The following is a 17,051-nucleotide window of genomic DNA, read 5'->3' as shown; positions in this document are numbered from 1 at the left end:
CGACGGATCCACCGAGGCGGATGCGGCGGACTGACTCCGTGCGGTGCCGCACGGGAGTCAGTGGGACCTCGCGGACAGCCAGCTGGTGCTCGCCGGATCCCAGAATCCAAGGCTGACGCCGGCGAGTATGGGCGTGAACAGCTCCGTAGCCACCCTGACTGCTTCGTCGTACGCCGGGATCGCGACCGGTGCATCGGACGCGACCTTCGGATAGCCGGTTTTCCACACGGGTGGGTCCGGCACGACGAAGCTGTCGGGGGGTTCCAGGCCGCGATCGGCTATGTTCTGGACGATGGCGGTCCGTAGTGCGGATCCGTCGATTCGTTGGGTTGTGGCGATGAGGGCGATGTCGACGAGGTCCTTGATCCGGGTGCTCACCCTGGCGCGGCCGCTGGCCTGGTAGGCGGCGACGATGGCGCAGAGCTTGTCGGCCAGATGGTCCGTGACCGGGAACGTACGGTACTGCGGCCGGATGAGGCCGTCCATAACGAGCGGGGTGAGTGGGTTCACGAGATCGGGTTGACCGGTCATGGTCGTCCTGACGACCACGTCGATGTGAAACGTGGCGAACGGCTTGGGTCCTAGCCGGGCTTGCACGTGAACACGGGAGCCTTTGGCTTCTTCCTGTAGTGGTGTCACGCGAGTGATCTCGAATCCGAAGAAATCACCGAGGTCGCGAGCGAGCAGATTCCGCAGCGAGGCGACGGCTGCGGTGGCTTCGGCCCATTGTTCGGTGAAGTAGACGTCGATGTCTTTGCTGTGGCGAGCGTGCACCAGCCGCGCCAGGAGTGCACCGGCGCCTTTGAGAACCCAACGGTCCGCGTCCTGGGAGCTGAAGATCCTCGCGAGTGCACGATCGTAGGCGAACTGGCGGTGGAGTTCGTCGGTGGTGTAGTTCGACTGTGTCGTTGCGATGGCGGCGAGTCTGTCCTTGAGTGCAGTCCGGAAGGCGGTGGCGTTGGCGTAGGGAAGACCGGCCGTTGTCATGCCGGGCTGTTCTCGGCGGCGAGTGCGGCAACGAGTTCCGACGTGGTCGAGTACCCGTATGTCCGGGCGTGCCCGCGTGCCGCTTTGGTGACCGCGCTGCTGTCGATCAGTCCGTCACGTAGCGCGTCAGTCACGACTCGGGCGACGGCGGATTCGTCCTCGTGATCGTGGAGGAGGTCACGGACGATCGTGCCCACGGTGCAGACCGGTAGACCACCGGATATCTCCCACATGTCGGCGGGTAGCCGCGTTCGTACCCGCAGAAGCAGATCGGAGCGGCGCGGCCGTCGTCGGTGGGTCACGTAGAAGTCGTGCCCCTGTGGGATGAGGTCGCCCAGCCCGCGAACGTGGGCAGCGGATCGGTGACTCACGACAGCGTCGGGTGCGGCCATACGTTCCTCCCAGGGTTGTGACGCTCCGAGCTGCAGCCATGCGGCACGGAGCCCGTCGAGCTCAGGGTCCTCGGGTGCGCCGGCGAGGCGGTAGACGCGGGCAGCACCTGCCACGTGCTCCAGTGTTCCGTCGTCGATCAGCCGATTCAGATCAACCCTTGACACTCCGACGCGGCGTGCTTGTGCGGCAGTCACCATGCCCCACTGTTCCGAACTCCATGAGCTCATTCGGCTCATCGCTGTACGTCGAGACATGGAGCAATCGTATCACTATTGATACGAATGTGGTTCATTAGGTCATCTCCGCGGGCGTTGATCAATGGGCCATCGACGTCAGTCGTACACCTTCGGTCCGACAGGGTTGGGTGGCTTGGCGCCGGCCTCGGCACGCTGTCATCTCGGGAACCTGGAGTCCGGCGGCACGGCGGTGGAACGGCGGCGCCAGTGGAATCCCGCGCCACGTTTCGGGAGCGTTCAGTGCCGGATGCGCGGAATCGTCTCCGTGGCCGAGATCGAGTGGATGGACCACGCGGAACCCGGCAGCGTGCGTCACCGGACGACTACTCCTATGTCCTCGAGCCTCTGATCGTGGACACCATGGAGGAGCTCGCCATGTCCGACGTCGTCCGGGCCAGTCCTCGGCGAGCTGCGCTCACGGCCATGCTGCGTCGCTTGAAGTCCGGCGACATAGCGCCGCGGGAACTGACGGACTGGGCGTACGTGTACATCGGTCATGACGGCGAGCCCGACTGCTTGCCGTTCGTGTATCTCGATGACGTCTACGTCGCAGCCGAAGACACGGGGCACGACATCGAAGAAGTGGACGGGTGGACACAGGAGGAAGCCGACGCGTTCCTCGACGGAAGGCCTTCCCCGGGCCTCGGATCCGGCTGGGGGATCTGTCCGCCTGGGCCGCTGTGATCGTCAGGGACTACCGATAGGCGACGCCTGACGATCACCCGGCGAGAGCGGTGGCGAGCGCGTCCAGGTGCTGCGACACCGGACCAACGGTGAGCATCCCGCTGCCGGCGCCTGCGACCTCGGATGCGGCCGGCGTCAGTCGTGCATGGGCGCGTTCCATCAGCGCCCGGTCGCCGACGGCGACGGCGGCATGGGCGCTGAGGCACCACAGCGCCTCGAGCAGCAGGTCCGGTGGTGGCTCCGGCATGTGCCGCACCGCCGCGGCCGCCTCGTCCGCACGGCCGCGGGCGTGCAGGACCAGCGGGCGCGCCCACGGCTCGTACGGGCCCCAGTCGGTGTCGTCGGGGAAGTCCGCCGGCAGCCCGTGCCACACCCGCAGGCACAACAGCGCCAGCGGCAGGATGCCGTGCTCGACGCCGGGCATTCCCGCGCCGGCCAGGCCGGTGGCGGCGTCGCGGTAGGCCGCCTCGGCGTCGTCGGCGGTCGCTCCGGTCATGGCCAGCCGCAACGCCCGGTACCACCCGGTGAACACGGCGACGAGCGGGAGTTCGTGCCGCGTGCCGAGCCGGTCGGCGGCAGCGGCGTGCTCGTCCGCGCCGGTGACGTCGCCGAGCGCGCCACGGGCCTGGACGTGGATGAGGTGTCCGAGCACCTCGAAAGAGACCAGGTCGTGCCGTGTGGCGAGCGTGACGATCTCGGTGCCGATGTCGTCGCGGTCGGCGGCCAGCCCGGTGCGGTGGAACGTCTGCATGAACTGCCCGTTCAACGCGAACGCCAGCAGCGCCGGATCGTCGAGGGTACGGGCCCGCCGAACCGCATCCCGGGCGGCTTCCGGTCCGCGGGCGCCGCGGGTGCCGCGGGACTCCATCGCGACGGTCGCCAGCAGCCGGGCCCTGGTGGACTCGGACGCGTCGGCAGGCAGCGTCGCCAGCGTCCGCTCCGCCGCGGCGACGATCTGCGCCGCCTGCGCCGGGTCGTCGGAGCGGGTCCAGATGGCGGGGACGTCGTAGCCGCCGATGACGCGGGCGGTGAGGTCGGCGTCGTCGAGACGCTCGGCAGCGGTGACGGCGTTGAGCCGCTGGGCGCGAGCGGCTTCGAGACCGGTGCCGCCGGTGACCGCGAGACCGCGGAGCAGGCCGACCGTCGACTCCAGCCGGGCGCGGGCGCCGGTCGCCACCGTCCGGTCGTAGGCCGCCGCGGCGTCCGCCCACGCGCGGTCGGCGCCGGCCGCACTGCTCGGATCGTCGCGTTGACGCAGGATGTCGGTCTCGAGCGTGCGCAGCCGCGGACCGGGCTCGACGCCCAGCTGGTCCAGCAGCGCGGTACGAGCTCGACGGAGTACCGCCAGCGCGTCACCCTGCCGGTCGCTCCGGTACAGCGCGAGTGCCAAGAGGCGCCAGGCGTCTTCACGCCACGGATGCTCGGCGGCATGGACGTCGAGGTCCGGGACCGCGTCGGCGGCGTGCCCGAGCGCCAGCCTGGCCTCGGCCAGCCGTTCGACCGCGACCAGCCGGAGCTCCTCGAGCCGGGCACGTTCGGTGCGTGCCCACACCTCGTGCTCGAAATCGGCGTACGCGGGCCCGCGCCACCAGCCGAGCGCGTCCTGCAGCAGGCTCAGTGAGCGTGCGGGCGCAGCCGTCGACGCCGAGGTCACGGCATCCTCGAACCGCCACGCGTCGACCGCGTCCGGCTCGGCGCGCAGTGCGTAACCCGGGCCGTCGGTGATCAGCAACCGTGCCGGACCGCGCGGTGCTCGCCCGGGCTCCAGGGAGCGCCGCAGGGCCGCGACGAAGGTGCGAACGGCGCCGACAGCTCCGGACGGCGGAACGTCCCACAGGTCGTCGACGAGGTGTGCGACGGGGACGACGCGCCCGCGCGCGACGATCAGCCGGGCCAGCACCGCCCGGTGCCGCGGGCCGGGCAACGCGACGGCCGCACCGGAGCCGTCCCGGGCCACGACGGGTCCGAGAACGCCGAACTCCACCCGCATCGACCCGTCCCACCTCCGTATGCAACGCCGCCGCCCAGCGTACAGCGCTGATCGGACGCTCATCGGCCACAACGAGGCTGGGACGTGTCAGGCACCGACGAGCAAGGAGACACACCATGGCACCGACGATCCCCGGGTTCGACCACCGTCGCGTCCCGGTCGACGGCGACGTTTCGCTGAACGTCGCCGTCGGCGGCACCGGCAGCCCGGTCGTGCTGCTGCACGGTTTCCCGCAGACCCACCTCATGTGGCGCCACGTCGCGGCCGACCTGGCCGCCGAGCACACGGTGATCTGCCCGGACCTGCGCGGCTACGGAGCCAGCGACAAGCCGCCCGAGCGTGACGGCGCCACCTACGCCAAGACGACGATGGCCGCGGACATCGTGGCCGTGGCCCGCGAGCTCGGCCACGAGCGGTTCGCGCTGGCCGGGCACGACCGCGGTGCGCTGGTCGCGGTGCGCGCGGGACTGGATCACCCGGACACCGTCAGCCACCTCGCCGCACTCGACGTGCTGCCCACGCCGGACATGTGGGACGTCCTGCACGGCGCCGACGCTGCCGTCGCCTTCCACCTCTACCTGATGGCCCAGCCGCCCGGCCTGCCCGAGCGGATGATCGAGAACAGCGCGGACGCGTTCTTCGGCCACTTCCTCGACGCCTGGGCGCAGCGGCCCGAGGCGATCCCCGACGACGTGCGCGCGGAGTACCTCCGGGCATCCCGCGAGGCCGTGCCGTCGATCGTCGCCGACTACCGCGCCTCGGCGGGTATCGACGTCGAGCACGACCGAGCCGACCGGGCGGCAGGTGCCCAGCTGACGATGCCGGTGACCGTCATCCAGCAGGACTGGGGCGCGGCGCTGGGGTTCCAGGCGGGCGAGCTGTGGCGCGCCTGGGCGCCGGACCTGCACCACCGCACGCTCGCCGCGGGCCACTTCATGGCCGAGGAGGCTCCGACGGTGATCGCCGCGGAACTGCGCGCCCTGCTCGCTCGTCCGTGACTGATGTCGCGGCCGCTCGAGGCGCCTGAGCGGCTGGGCGATCACCCGAGCGGCTGGGCGATCAGGTGACGCCCACACCGTCATGGGTCGGTATGTGTCACCTGATCGTTTCGTGTCCGGATGGTGGAGATGATCAGGTGCGAGTGTGGTGGCGGGGCCTGCTGGTTCCGCTGCTTCGTGTCACCTGATCGTCGCTGGCCGGACGATCAGGTGACACAACGACGATCAGGTGACACACCGACTATCAGGTGACAGCGGGCGGGTGCGGAGGTGCCTGGGGATCGGCCGGGCGGTCGTCGTTCTCGGGCGTCGAGCGGTAGATGTCGCTGGGTTTGAGCCACGTTCCGTTGGCGCCGAGCCGGTTGTCGACGAACTCGACGTAGACGTGGTCGGTGTCCCACCTGACGGCGGTCGCGTCGATGTACTCCTCGCCGTCGCGCTCCCACACGACGCGGGCGGTGACCGGGATGCCCGGCCGGTGCTTGCGGAAGTCGCGGGGACGCCGGGGCCAGTGCTTGTTGAGCACCCGCCGTTGCGCGCGGACGTGCGGTGGTTGTCCGCGCCCTGTCATGCCAGCCACACGCACAGTATCGAACACACATCCGGAAGATCGCCAGTCGAGTCGGCGCCGACGGCGCCCCGTTACTCGTGGCCCCCGTCGGGTAAGGCACCGGCGAGACGTGATCGACGACCGCGGGAGGCGCCGCCGTGGGACGCAGGACGTGGATCGACCACTGGCCGGTGGTTCGACAGCTCACCGGTTCCGACCCGCTGGGCCGGGGCGCGGCGAGCAAGTCGCGGCACAGCGACGAGCTCACCGCGCGGACGGGAACCGCCGACCGCGTCGTCAAGTCGATATGCCCGTACTGTGCCGTCGGCTGCGGGCAGGACGTCTACGTCCGCGACGACGCCGTGACCCAGATCGAGGGCGATCCGGACAGCCCGATCTCGCGTGGGCGGCTGTGCCCCAAGGGCGCGGCCAGCGAGCAGCTGGTCAACTCGCCGTCCCGGGAGACGACGGTGCGGTACCGCCGGCCGTACGGCACGGACTGGGAGGATCTCGACCTCGACACCGCGCTCGACATGATCGCCGACCGCGTCATCGACACCCGGGCGCGCACCTGGCAGGAAACCGACAGCGAGGGCAGGTTCCTGCGTCGGACCATGGGGATCTCGCACCTGGGTGGGGCGACGCTGGACAACGAGGAGAACTACCTCATCAAGAAGCTCTACACCGCCCTCGGCGCGATCCAGGTGGAGAACCAGGCGCGCATTTGACACTCCTCCACGGTTCCCGGTCTGGGGACCTCGTTCGGGCGTGGCGGCGCCACGACCTTCCAGCAGGACTTGCAGAACGCCGACTGCATCGTCATCGAGGGGTCGAACATGGCCGAGTGCCACCCGGTCGGCTTCCAGTGGGTGATGGAGGCCAAACGCCGCGGCGCGGCGGTGATCCACGTCGACCCCCGGTTCACCCGCACGTCCGCGCTGGCCGACCTGCACGTGCCGTTGCGCGCCGGCACCGACATCGCGTTCCTCGGCGGCCTGGTCAACCACGTGCTGCAGAACGAGCTCGACTTCCGCGACTACCTGCTCACGTACACGAACGCGCCGGCGATCGTCGACGAGCGGTTCCAGGACACCGAGGACCTGGACGGGCTGTTCTCCGGCTACGACCCGCAGACCGGGACGTATCACCCGCAGAGCTGGGGGTACGAGGACGCGCAGGCCGCCGCGGCCGCCGGTCATCGGGAGATGCCGAAGAGCGGGGCCGGCCGGACGACGCCCGGTGACACGCACGGTGCCGCGGGTGCCACGCTCGCGGCAAAGCCACACATGGACCGGACGTTGCAGCACCCACGCTGCGTCTACCAGATCCTCAAGCGGCACTTCGCGCGCTACACCCCGGAGCACGTCGAGCAGGTCTGCGGCATCGGCCAGGACACCTTCCGCCGCGTGGCCGACGCGATCACGAGCAACTCCGGGCGTGACCGGACGACCGCGTTCGCCTACTCGGTCGGGTGGACCCAGCACACCGTCGGCGTGCAGTACATCCGCACGGCGGCGATCCTGCAGCTGCTGCTCGGCAACATCGGCCGCCCGGGCGGGGGCATCCTCGCGCTGCGCGGGCACGCGTCGATCCAGGGCTCCACGGACATCCCGACACTGTTCAACATCCTGCCGGGCTACATCCCGATGCCGCACGCGCACCCGAACCAGGACCTCGAGGCTTTCGTCGAGGCGGACGCGGGCAGCACCGGCTTCTGGGGGAACATGCGGTCATACGTCGTGAGCCTGCTCAAGGCGTGGTATGGCCCGGCGGCGACGGCCGAGAACGACTTCTGCTTCGACTACCTGCCCCGGCTGACCGGCGACCACGGTTCGTATCGCACCGTCCTCGACCAGATCGAGGGCACCGTCAAGGGGTACTTCGTCATCGGCGAGAACCCGGCGGTCGGGTCGGCGAACGCCAAGCTCCAGCGTCTGGGCCTGGCCAACCTCGAATGGCTCGTCGTCCGCGACTTCCAGATGATCGAGACGGCGACCTTCTGGAAGGACGGTCCCGAGATCGACACCGGCGAGCTCGAGACGGAGCGCATCGGCACCGAGGTGTTCTTCCTGCCGGCGGCAGCGCACACCGAGAAGGACGGCACCTTCACCAACACCCAGCGGCTGTTGCAGTGGCATCATCGCGCCGTCGAGCCGCGCGGCGACCAGCGCAGCGACCTGTGGTTCTACTACCACCTGGGGCATCGGATCAGGCAGAAGCTGGCCGGCTCCACCGACGGGCGCGACCGGCCGGTGCTCGACCTGACCTGGAACTACCCGGTGGAAGGTGCGATGGACGAGCCGGTCGCCGACGCCGTGCTACGCGAGATCAACGGGTTCGGTGCGGACGGTTCCCCGTTGTCCTCCTACACCGAGCTGACCGACGACGGGTCCACGTCGTGCGGGTGCTGGATCTACTGCGGGTGCTACGCCGACGGCGTCAACCAGACGGCGCGGCGCAAGCCCGGACACGAGCAGTCGTGGGTCGCCTCGGAGTGGGCGTGGGCGTGGCCGTCCAACCGCCGGATCATCTACAACCGGGCCTCGGCCGACGCGGACGGCCGGCCGTGGAGCGAGCGGAAGGCCTACGTGTGGTGGGATCCCGGCGAGCGGCGCTGGACCGGGCACGACGTTCCCGACTTCCAGGCGAGCAAGCCGCCGGACTTCGAGCCCGAGCCCGACGCGAAAGCCGAGGACGCGCTGGCGGGCACGGACGCGTTCATCATGCAGTCCGACGGAAAGGCCTGGCTGTACGTGCCGACCGGGCTGGTCGACGGCCCGCTGCCCACCCATTACGAGCCGCACGAGTCACCGTTCACCAACGTGCTCTACACCCAGCAGGCGAACCCCACGCGGCAGATGTACGGGCACCGGGCCAACCGCTACCACCCGCCACCGTCCGACCCGGGGTCCGCGGTGTTCCCGTACGTGTTCACCACCTACCGGCTCACCGAGCACCACACCGCCGGTGGTATGAGCAGGTTCCTGCCGTACCTGTCGGAGCTGCAGCCGGAGTTCTTCTGCGAGGTGTCGCCGCAGCTGGCGGCCGAACGTGGGCTCACCCATCTCGGCTGGGCGACGGTCGTGACGGCACGCAACGCGGTGGAGGCCCGCGTGCTGGTCACCGAACGGTTGCGGCCGTTGAAGCTGCAGGGACGCACGGTGCATCAGGTCGGCGTCCCGTACCACTGGGGCCCCAACGGCCTGTCCACCGGGGACGCCGGAAACGAGCTGCTGTCGGTGGTGCTCGACCCGAACGTGCACATCCAGGAGGCCAAGGTGGCGACGTGTGACATCCGGCCCGGCCGCCGGCCACGCGGGCGGGAACTGCTGCGGCTGGTCGAGAGGTACCAGGAACGCGCGGGCATCGCGACGGAGGAGAGCCCATGAACCACCAGTTGTCCGGCCCGGTCGACGACGTGGCGGCGCAGGCCGGATACGACGACCATCCGCAGCGCGTCGGCTTCTTCACCGACACCAGCGTGTGCATCGGCTGCAAGGCGTGTGAGGTGGCCTGCAAGGAGTGGAACCTCGTGCCGGAGGGTGGCGAGCCGGACCTGCTGGGCCTCTCGTACGACAACACCGGCGACCTCGGGGCGAACACGTGGCGCCACGTCGCCTTCGTCGAGCAGGCGGCTCCGCGCCGCGAGCCGGTCGACCTGGGCATGCCCGCGGTCGGCGCGCCCGGCGGGCAGGAGACCGCGGAGGACGACCGGGACGTGCGCTGGCTGATGATGTCCGACGTGTGCAAGCACTGCACGCACGCCGCCTGCCTCGACGTCTGCCCGACGGGGTCGCTGTTCCGTACCGAGTACGGCACCGTCGTCGTGCAAGAGGACATCTGCAACGGCTGCGGCTACTGCGTGCCCGCGTGCCCGTACGGCGTCCTGGACGTACGCCCGGACGACGGCCGCGCCTGGAAGTGCACGTTGTGCTACGACCGGCTGGGTGACGGGCTCGAGCCCGCGTGCGCGAAAGCCTGCCCCACCGACTCCATCCAGTTCGGCACCCTCGACGAGCTGCGGGAACGTGCGGAGCAACGGGTCGAGCAGCTGCGCGCCGACGGCGTCACGCAGGCTCGGCTCTACGGCGAGAGCCCCGACGACGGTGTCGGCGGCGACGGGTGCTTCTTCCTGCTGCTCGACGAGCCGGAGGTGTACGGGCTCCCGCCCGACCCCGTCGTGACCACGAAGGATCTGCCGTCCATGTGGCGCGACGCCGGTGCCGCGGCGGCGGTCGCAGCCGGCACGGTGCTGGCCGCGTTCCTGGGGAGCCGGCGTTGAGCCCGCGTGCGGAGAAGGCGATGGTGCCGGATGCCGAGTTCCGCTCGTACTACGGCCAGCCGGTCATCAAGGCTCCCACCTGGAAGACGCCGGACGTGCCCGTGTACTTCTTTCTCGGCGGTCTGGCCGGTGCGTCGTCGGCCATGGCTGTGCTGGGTGAGGCGACCGGCAGGGCACGACTCGCACGGACGTCGGGGGTGACGTCCGCGGCCGCGGCGGCGGGTGGCACCGTCGCGTTGGTCCACGATCTCGGCCGCCCGGAGCGCTTCCTCAACATGCTGCGCGTGTTCAAGCCGACGTCGCCGCTGAACATCGGTTCGTGGGTGCTGGCGGTGTTCGGCACGATGTCGGGAGCGGCCGCCGCGTCCACCGTGACCGGGCTGCTTCCCGGACCCGCGCGCGTCGCCCGGGCGGGCGCAGGGCTGCTGAGCCCGGTGATGATGACCTACACCGCCGTCCTCGTCGCCGACACGGCGGTGCCCGCCTGGCACGAGGGCCGCCGCGAGCTCCCGTTCATGTTCGCCGGCGGCTCACTGATCGCTGGGGCGGGAGCGGCGCTGACGGCCGTGCCACCCGCCCAGGCCGGTCCGGCCCGGGCGATGGCGACCGTCGGCACCGGCCTCGAACTGGCCGCCGAGCGGCGGATGACGTCGCGGCTGGGCATGCTGGCCGAGCCCTACGAGCAGGGCCGTCCGGCCCGGTGGATGCGCGCTGGCCAGGCGCTGGCCGTGGCCGGTGCCGCCGGCGCCGTTCTCGGCCGCCGCAGTAGGCTGGCCGGCGCGCTCTCGGGGGCCGCCTTGCTCGCAGGGTCGTTGTGCACCCGCTTCGGCGTCTTCGAAGCCGGCATGATCTCGGCCAAGGACCCGAAGTACACAGTGGTCCCGCAGCGCGAACGGCTCAACGAGCGCGCTTCGCAGCCGGTGACCGCGGCATTCGTCGCGGCCGAGCGGTGATCAGCGGATGCCTGCCGGCTCCCCGACGAGACGTGCGGTCTCGTCCCAGAGCCGGTCACAACGCGCGGGGTCGGTGGTGTGCCGGGCGGTGGAGACTGCCCGCCGCTTCACGAAGAACCGCCCGCTGACGCCATCGACATCCGGGGAGGTCACCAGCCATGTCGGCGTGTCGGCGCCGACGTCGGGGCCGCCAGGCGAGAACAACAGCTGGGAGGTCAGGGCGAAGACCCGGTTCACGCCGCGGAGTTGCTCCGCGCCGAGACGGGTTCCCCTGATGATGCCGGGATGCGCGCCGTTGACCGTGATTCCCGTCCCCTCGAGCCGCTTGGCCAGGGCGTACACGAACATCGCGTTCATGTTCTTGGTGCGCGCGTAGCCCCGCACCGGCTGGAGGCTGCGCACCTTGCCGAGGCCTTGACGGACGTTCGCTTCGACATCGTCGACGTCGACGGGCGACCCCCGCAGCCCGCCGGGCGAGCCGCCGACTATGACGAACCGCGCGGGGCGGTCTCCGATGGGCTTGATCAGCGAGCGCAGGAGGATGTATGGAGCAAGATGGTTCGTCGCCAGGGTCGGGTTGTGCCCGTCCACGGTGCGATCGGCGACAGCGGCCATGACCGCGGCGTTGCTGACCACGGCGTCCGGCGGTGGGTCGGCCAACCGCTCGGCGAGGCTGCGGACGTCGCTGAGCAGCGACAGGTCCGCACGCTCGAGCCGTAGGTCGGCATCGGGCACCTCGGTCCGGATGCGGTGTGCGGTACGGGCGAGCCGGTCGTCGTTGCGGGCGACGAGGGTGACCCGCATCCCAGCGGCTGCGAGGTTGCGGGCGATCGCCTCCCCGATGCCGGCGGTGGCTCCGGTGACCACCGCGTTCGTCGTCGACGGCATGTGCAGCTCCTCGCTGACGGATGTCGAGGCCCGATGGGCTAAGGTTGACGATGTCAACCGTAACGGCCGCGGTTGACATCGTCAACCTGGTGGGTGGAAATGGTCAGTACACGTGAGGCACTGGTGGACGAGGCCGCCCGACTCCTGGACGCCGGTGGGGTCGAGTCGGTGACGCTGCGCGAGGTCGGCAGCGCGGCGGGGGTGTCGCACAACGCTCCGTACAAGCATTTCGCGGGCAAGCAGGCCCTGCTTGCGGCGGTCGCGGCCAGGGAGTTGCTCGGGCTGGACGCGGCCCTGACAGAGGCGATGCAGCGACAGCGCTCGGCGCGGATGGCGTTGCGCAGCGCGTTGCACGACTACGTGGACTGGGCGCTGCAGTACCCGGCACGGTTCAAGCTCGTGTTCGGGCGGTGGACGATCGACTCCGACGAGCTGGCCGACGCCGCGAGGTCGGCGCAGACCACCTTTGTCGATCTCGTCGCGTCTGCCCAGAAGGCCGGTGCGCTTCCGCCAGGTGACACGGTCCGGCTGGCGTCGTTACTCCGCGCGCTTGCTCACGGGGCCGCCGACCTCGCGTCCGCCGGGCACCTGACCGACGCGGACAAGGGCAACGCCGGCCCGGACGAACTGGTCGACGACCTGCTCGACTACCTGCAGAACGCTGCCGGGTGATCGACAGGGATATGCTACGGCCAGCGCGGTAGTTGATCCCTGTCGGTCACGGGACTTGGCGGCGGTCGTCGGGCAGACGACGGGTCAGCCCGGCCTGGTCGAGGTGTTCGAGCAACGGGACGGCCACGCGCCGGGTCGTGGCGAGTGCTGTGCGCGCCCGGGCCACGGTGAACGGCTGGGGGAGCAAGGCCAACTCGGCGGCCGCTTCGGCGATGTTCTCCGGCAGCAGCACCACGCCGGGGGCGACCCGCACGAGGGCGCCGGCCCGCTCGGCGGCCGCGAGTTCCGCGGGGCCGAGGCCGAGTGCGGTCAGTCGGGCGTGGTCCGGCGCGACGAACGGGTGTTCGCGTAAGTCAGCCCGGAGTTGCTCGAGCGCATCAGTCATGTGCGGCGGCAGGTCGGCGGCGTCGGACGCCCGCACGACGCGGCCGTCGTTCATCGTCAGTGGCGGCTCGACGAGTGCGTGCACCAGCGCGCGGTCCGGCAGCCCCAGCGCCTGCCGTACGACGTCGACCGGCGGTCCGGGCTCGAGCGGGTGCCCGGCCCGCCACTCGTCGACCACTGCCGGGAGCCGGGCACGAACCTCTGCCCAGAGCGTGTCGTCGACCAGCCAGTCGCCGGTCAGTGGTGCCGAGGTCACCGGCACGCCCATCCGCTCCAGGTCGGCCCGGCGGATCAGGCCGCGGCGGCGCAGCTCGGACCGCTCGTCCGGGCGGCCGTCCAGCCCGGCCAGCACGTCCGCGCGGGCCGCGGCGGCGCCCCGGCGCGTCATCGGTGGCGGCGACACGTCGAGGACGGTCACGCCGCCGCTGACGTGGTGCGCGCCCGGGTCGCGCAGCAGACCGCGGTCGCCGACGCGCAGCGGGAGGCTGTGGTCGAGCCGTAGCCGCGCGGTGTCCGTGCCGAGGGGGCGCACCCGCACGGGTACCCCCGCCGAGCCGACGTGCAGCATGATCGTGCCGGGCAGTGTCCCGGCGGGGTCACCGTGCACCCGGACGTCCACCAGCTCACTCGGGCGGAACCGGCCGGGTGTGCGGACCGCGTCGCCGCGGCGCAGTTCGCCCGCCTCGACGCCACGCAGGTTCACCGCCACGCGTGCGACGGCGTCCGCCTCGGTGACGGGGTGGCCCAGTGACTGCACAGCCCGGACCCCGGTGCTGCGACGGCGCCCCGGGAGCTCGAGCTCGTCGCCCACCCGGATCCGGCCGGCGGCGAGCGTGCCCGTCACGACGGTCCCGCTACCGGTCACCGTGAACGACCGGTCGACCCACAGCCGCACCGGCGCGTCGGGGTCGGCGGCCGGCAGCCGGGCCAGCATCCGGTCGAGCGCGCCGGTCAGCCGGTCGAGGCCGTGTTCTGCGGGCGCGGCGACCGCGACGGTCTCGACGTCGCCGCCGAGGGACGTGCCGGCCAGTTCGGCTTGGGCCGCGCGGCCTGCGGGCTCCGGGTCGGCGAGGTCACAGCGGGTCACTGCCAGCACCGCGTGGCGCACGTCGAGGGCGTGCAGCGCGGCGAGGTGCTCGGCCGACTGCGGCATCCATCCCTCGTCGGCAGCGACGACGAACAGCGCCGCGGGCACCGGGCCGACGCCGGCGAGCATGTTCGGCACGAAGCGCTCGTGTCCGGGCACGTCGACGAACGCGACCGTGGGACCCGTCGGCAGCGTCGTCCAGGCGAACCCCAGGTCGATCGTGAGCCCGCGGCGGCGTTCCTCGGCCCAGCGGTCCGGCTGCATCCCGGTGAGCGCCTGCACGAGCGTCGACTTGCCGTGGTCCACGTGCCCGGCGGTGGCGACGACGTGCACGTCAGCCCTCCCGCCGTGCGGCCGCCGCGACGACCGCGTTCCGCACGGCGTCGTCCTGCTCCGGCGGCACGCAACGCAGGTCGAGCACCAGGCGCGCTCGCTCGACGTGCCCGACGACCGGCGGCCGGCCCGTACGCAGCATTGGCGCCAGCGCGGCGTCGACGGCGACACCCCTGGACGGCAGCTCCACGCCGGGGGCACCGCCGCCGCCGACCCTGCCGACCGTCTCGATCGTCTCCGCCGGCACGCCCTCCGAGCGCAGCGACTCGGCGAGCGCCCACGCGCGGGTGTGCAGACCGGCGGTGTCCTGCTGCAGCGCCCGCGACACCGGAGGTGCCGGGCCCCGCAGCGTCGCCTCGAGCGCCGCCAGCGTGAGCTTGTCCACCCGCAGTGCCCGCGCGAGCGGATGCCGGCGCAGCCGGTCGACCAGTGCGGCCCGGCCGAGGACGAGCCCGGCCTGCGGCCCGCCGAGCAGCTTGTCCCCGCTCGCGGTGACCAGCGCCGCGCCGGCGCGCAGCGTGGTGGCGGCGTCGGGCTCGTCCGGCAACTCCGGGTCCGGGCGGAGCAGGCCGGATCCGATGTCCGCGACCACGGGGAAGCCCAGCCCGGCGAGCTCACGCACCGGCACCGAGGAGGTGAAACCCCGCACCACGAAGTTGGACGGGTGGACCTTGAGGACGAAGCCCGTGCGCGGGCCGACGGCGGCGGCGTAGTCGTCGATCGACGTCCGGTTCGTGGTGCCCACCTCGCGCAGTGCCGCCCCGGTCGAGGACAGCAGGTCCGGCAGCCGGAACCCGTCGCCGATCTCGACCATCTCGCCGCGGCTGACCACGATCTCCAGCCCCTGCGCCAGGGCGGTCGCGGCCAGGCTCAGCGCGGCGGCTCCGTTGTTGACGACGTGCACGCTCTCGGCCGCCGGCACCGCCCCGGCGAGCGCGGCCAGGGTGCCCGCGCCGCGCCCGGCCCGCTGCCCCGAGGCCAGGTCGTACTCGACGTCGGTGTGCCCGGCGGCGACCCGCACCGCGTCGACGGCCGCGTCCGACAGGGGAGCGCGGCCGATGTTGGTGTGCACGACCACACCGGTGGCGTTGACCACCCGCCGCAGCGACGTCGCGTGCGCGGGCAGCGCGGCGACCGCGTCCTCGGTGACGGCGTCGACGTCGATCGTGCCCTGCCGGGCCCGGTCCTGCGCGCGCACGACGCAGCGTTTGACAGTGTCGCGGCCGAGTGCCGACATCGCCGCATCGAGACGCGGATCTGCCAGGACGTCGTCCGTGCGAGGTATCCTACGTCGATGATCCGACGACTGATTCGGCGGCTGATCCGCCGACTGGTCCGGCGGCTTTCCGCCGGTCGGCTGTAGGTCGCGCACGTCACCTCCCGCATGCTGGCGGAGGCGGACGGGAATCGAACCCGCCTGACCCGGGTACCGGGTCACACCGGTTTTGAAGACCGGGAGGGGCACCAGCCGCCTGAACGCCTCCGTTCTCGAACTTATCCGCACGCCCGACGTGTAAACGGGGCGTCATCGGAGAAGTTCCGGGCATGACGATCTCCACTGCCACCCGGCTGACCCAGTACGCACACGGCGGAGGCTGCGCCTGCAAGATCCCGCCCGGAGAGCTCGAGTCGGTGGTGGCCGGCCTGGCCGGCGCCGATCCGGCCGGTGCCACCGGCGAGCTGCTCGTCGGTCTCGACCCGGGCGACGACGCGGCCGTGGTCCGGATCGCCGGCGGCCAGGCCCTGGTGGCGACCACGGACTTCTTCACCCCGGTCGTCGACGACGCCTACGACTGGGGCCGCATCGCCGCGGCGAACGCGCTGTCGGACGTCTACGCGATGGGCGCCGCACCCGTGGTCGCGCTGAACCTGCTCGGCTGGCCCCGCGACGTGCTGCCGTACGAGCTGGTCGAGGAGGTGCTGCGCGGCGGGCGCGACGTCGCGCATCTGGCCGGCTGCCACGTCGCGGGCGGGCACAGTGTCGACGACCCCGAGCCGAAGTACGGCATGGCGGTGACCGGCGTCGCCGACCCGGACCGGCTCATGCGCGCCGACGCCGGGCGCGCCGGCGACGCGCTGACGCTCACCAAGCCCGTCGGTGTCGGGACCCTGAACAACCGGCACAAGGCGACGGGGGAGACGTACGCCGAGGCGGTGGCCACCATGGCGACGCTGAACGCGCAGGCGTCCCGCGTCGCGCTGGACGCGGGCGTGCGATGCGCGACCGACGTCACCGGGTTCGGCCTGCTCGGCCATCTGCACCAGCTCGCCAGGGCCAGCGGCGTCACGGCGGTGATCGACGCCGCACGGGTGCCCGTCCTCGACGCTGCCGCCCGGTCCGTGGCCGACGGCTACGTCAGCGGGGGCACCCGCCGCAACCTCGAGTGGGTGCGCCCGTCCCTCGCGCACTCCGGGGTGAGCGACGACGACCTGGTACTGCTGGCCGACGCGCAGACGTCCGGCGGCCTGCTGGTGGCGGGCGAGCTGCCGGGGTTCCCGGTCGTGGGTGAGCTGGTGCCGGCACGGCCGGACGGCGTGACGGTCGTGGTCCGCTGACGGCGCCGGTCGGCGCAGGGCACGTCCGTAGCCGGCGGGTGCCGCGCGGGCGTTGACC

Annotated in this window: 14 protein-coding genes and 1 tRNA gene; 7 read left to right on the top strand and 8 right to left on the bottom strand. The window is 71.6% G+C overall.

Annotation, left to right across the window (positions count from 1 at the left end; translation table 11 throughout):
* Positions 1-57: 57 nt before the first annotated feature.
* A complete protein-coding gene (locus CLV30_RS05310; RefSeq protein WP_106536167.1) occupies positions 58-987 on the bottom strand; it encodes a nucleotidyl transferase AbiEii/AbiGii toxin family protein in 930 nt (309 codons plus the stop codon).
* Complete coding sequence (locus CLV30_RS05305) at positions 984-1,493, bottom strand: hypothetical protein (protein ID WP_106536166.1); 510 nt, start codon at positions 1,491-1,493, stop codon at positions 984-986. The genes CLV30_RS05310 and CLV30_RS05305 overlap by 4 nt, the downstream gene beginning before the upstream one ends.
* 474 nt (positions 1,494-1,967) lie before the next feature.
* Between CLV30_RS05305 and CLV30_RS05300 the strand changes: the two genes are divergently transcribed.
* Positions 1,968-2,300, top strand: coding sequence for a hypothetical protein (locus tag CLV30_RS05300; protein ID WP_106536165.1), 333 nt, complete (start codon positions 1,968-1,970; stop codon positions 2,298-2,300).
* 34 nt (positions 2,301-2,334) lie between these two features.
* Here the strand turns inward: CLV30_RS05300 and CLV30_RS05295 are convergent, their stop codons facing one another.
* A complete protein-coding gene (locus CLV30_RS05295) occupies positions 2,335-4,290 on the bottom strand; it encodes an AfsR/SARP family transcriptional regulator (RefSeq protein ID WP_106536164.1) in 1,956 nt (651 codons plus the stop codon).
* Between the two features lie 116 nt (positions 4,291-4,406).
* On the opposite strand from CLV30_RS05295, the gene CLV30_RS05290 reads away from it, so the two are divergent.
* The gene (locus CLV30_RS05290; RefSeq protein ID WP_106536163.1) at positions 4,407-5,288 is read left to right on the top strand and encodes an alpha/beta fold hydrolase; all 882 of its coding nucleotides are present in this window, start codon (positions 4,407-4,409) and stop codon (positions 5,286-5,288) included.
* A 244-nt stretch (positions 5,289-5,532) separates the two neighbouring features.
* On the opposite strand, the gene CLV30_RS05285 is transcribed toward CLV30_RS05290, so the two are convergent.
* Positions 5,533-5,868, bottom strand: coding sequence for a hypothetical protein (locus CLV30_RS05285; protein WP_129710931.1), 336 nt, complete (start codon positions 5,866-5,868; stop codon positions 5,533-5,535).
* 128 nt (positions 5,869-5,996) lie between these two features.
* Between CLV30_RS05285 and fdh the strand changes: the two genes are divergently transcribed.
* The 3 genes from fdh to nrfD are packed head-to-tail and all read left to right on the top strand — an operon-like array spanning position 5,997 to position 11,073.
* Entirely contained in the window at positions 5,997-9,227 is a 3,231-nt protein-coding gene (gene fdh, locus CLV30_RS05275; RefSeq protein WP_170119629.1) for a formate dehydrogenase, read from the top strand.
* Positions 9,224-10,120 carry a 4Fe-4S dicluster domain-containing protein gene (locus CLV30_RS05270; RefSeq protein WP_106536159.1) on the top strand — a complete coding sequence of 299 codons (897 nt, stop codon included), beginning with the start codon at positions 9,224-9,226 and terminating at the stop codon, positions 10,118-10,120. Before fdh ends, CLV30_RS05270 begins: the two co-directional genes overlap by 4 nt.
* Positions 10,117-11,073, top strand: a complete 957-nt coding sequence (gene nrfD / locus CLV30_RS05265) for an NrfD/PsrC family molybdoenzyme membrane anchor subunit (RefSeq protein ID WP_205740653.1) — start codon at positions 10,117-10,119, stop codon at positions 11,071-11,073. The genes CLV30_RS05270 and nrfD overlap by 4 nt, the downstream gene beginning before the upstream one ends.
* Here nrfD and CLV30_RS05260 read toward each other — a convergent pair whose 3' ends face one another.
* A complete protein-coding gene (locus tag CLV30_RS05260; protein WP_106536157.1) occupies positions 11,074-11,961 on the bottom strand; it encodes an SDR family NAD(P)-dependent oxidoreductase in 888 nt (295 codons plus the stop codon).
* A gap of 99 nt (positions 11,962-12,060) precedes the next feature.
* On the opposite strand from CLV30_RS05260, the gene CLV30_RS05255 reads away from it, so the two are divergent.
* Positions 12,061-12,633 (top strand): TetR/AcrR family transcriptional regulator, encoded by a 573-nt coding sequence (locus tag CLV30_RS05255; RefSeq protein WP_106536156.1) that lies wholly within the window; start codon positions 12,061-12,063, stop codon positions 12,631-12,633.
* Positions 12,634-12,679: 46 nt separating this feature from the next.
* Here the strand turns inward: CLV30_RS05255 and selB are convergent, their stop codons facing one another.
* From selB to CLV30_RS05240, 3 genes are all read right to left on the bottom strand, one after another.
* Positions 12,680-14,437, bottom strand: a complete 1,758-nt coding sequence (gene selB / locus CLV30_RS05250; RefSeq protein WP_106536155.1) for a selenocysteine-specific translation elongation factor — start codon at positions 14,435-14,437, stop codon at positions 12,680-12,682.
* A gap of 1 nt (position 14,438) precedes the next feature.
* The gene (gene selA / locus CLV30_RS05245; protein WP_240723229.1) at positions 14,439-15,674 is read right to left on the bottom strand and encodes an L-seryl-tRNA(Sec) selenium transferase; all 1,236 of its coding nucleotides are present in this window, start codon (positions 15,672-15,674) and stop codon (positions 14,439-14,441) included.
* A 151-nt stretch (positions 15,675-15,825) separates the two neighbouring features.
* A tRNA-Sec gene (locus CLV30_RS05240) sits at positions 15,826-15,921 on the bottom strand.
* Positions 15,922-15,982: 61 nt separating this feature from the next.
* Between CLV30_RS05240 and selD the strand changes: the two genes are divergently transcribed.
* Positions 15,983-16,993: a selenide, water dikinase SelD gene (gene selD, locus CLV30_RS05235; RefSeq protein ID WP_106536153.1), complete on the top strand. Its 1,011-nt coding sequence runs from the start codon at positions 15,983-15,985 to the stop codon at positions 16,991-16,993.
* Positions 16,994-17,051: the final 58 nt, after the last annotated feature.

This window comes from Haloactinopolyspora alba, from assembly GCF_003014555.1.
Taxonomy (GTDB): domain Bacteria; phylum Actinomycetota; class Actinomycetes; order Jiangellales; family Jiangellaceae; genus Haloactinopolyspora; species Haloactinopolyspora alba.
The sequence above is the reverse complement of the archived record's forward strand: the minus strand, read 5'-3'. Positions and strand labels throughout refer to the sequence as shown.

Excerpts from the sequence above, each read along its gene's own strand:
- selD (WP_106536153.1), top strand. The coding sequence starts at position 15,983 with ATGACGATCTCCACTGCCACCCGGCTGACCCAGTACGCACACGGCGGA.
- CLV30_RS05310 (WP_106536167.1), bottom strand. The coding sequence starts at position 987 with ATGACAACGGCCGGTCTTCCCTACGCCAACGCCACCGCCTTCCGGACT.
- CLV30_RS05255 (WP_106536156.1), top strand. The coding sequence starts at position 12,061 with ATGGTCAGTACACGTGAGGCACTGGTGGACGAGGCCGCCCGACTCCTG.
- CLV30_RS05260 (WP_106536157.1), bottom strand. The coding sequence starts at position 11,961 with ATGCCGTCGACGACGAACGCGGTGGTCACCGGAGCCACCGCCGGCATC.
- CLV30_RS05290 (WP_106536163.1), top strand. The coding sequence starts at position 4,407 with ATGGCACCGACGATCCCCGGGTTCGACCACCGTCGCGTCCCGGTCGAC.
- CLV30_RS05270 (WP_106536159.1), top strand. The coding sequence starts at position 9,224 with ATGAACCACCAGTTGTCCGGCCCGGTCGACGACGTGGCGGCGCAGGCC.
- CLV30_RS05295 (WP_106536164.1), bottom strand. The coding sequence starts at position 4,290 with ATGCGGGTGGAGTTCGGCGTTCTCGGACCCGTCGTGGCCCGGGACGGC.
- selA (WP_240723229.1), bottom strand. The coding sequence starts at position 15,674 with ATGTCGGCACTCGGCCGCGACACTGTCAAACGCTGCGTCGTGCGCGCG.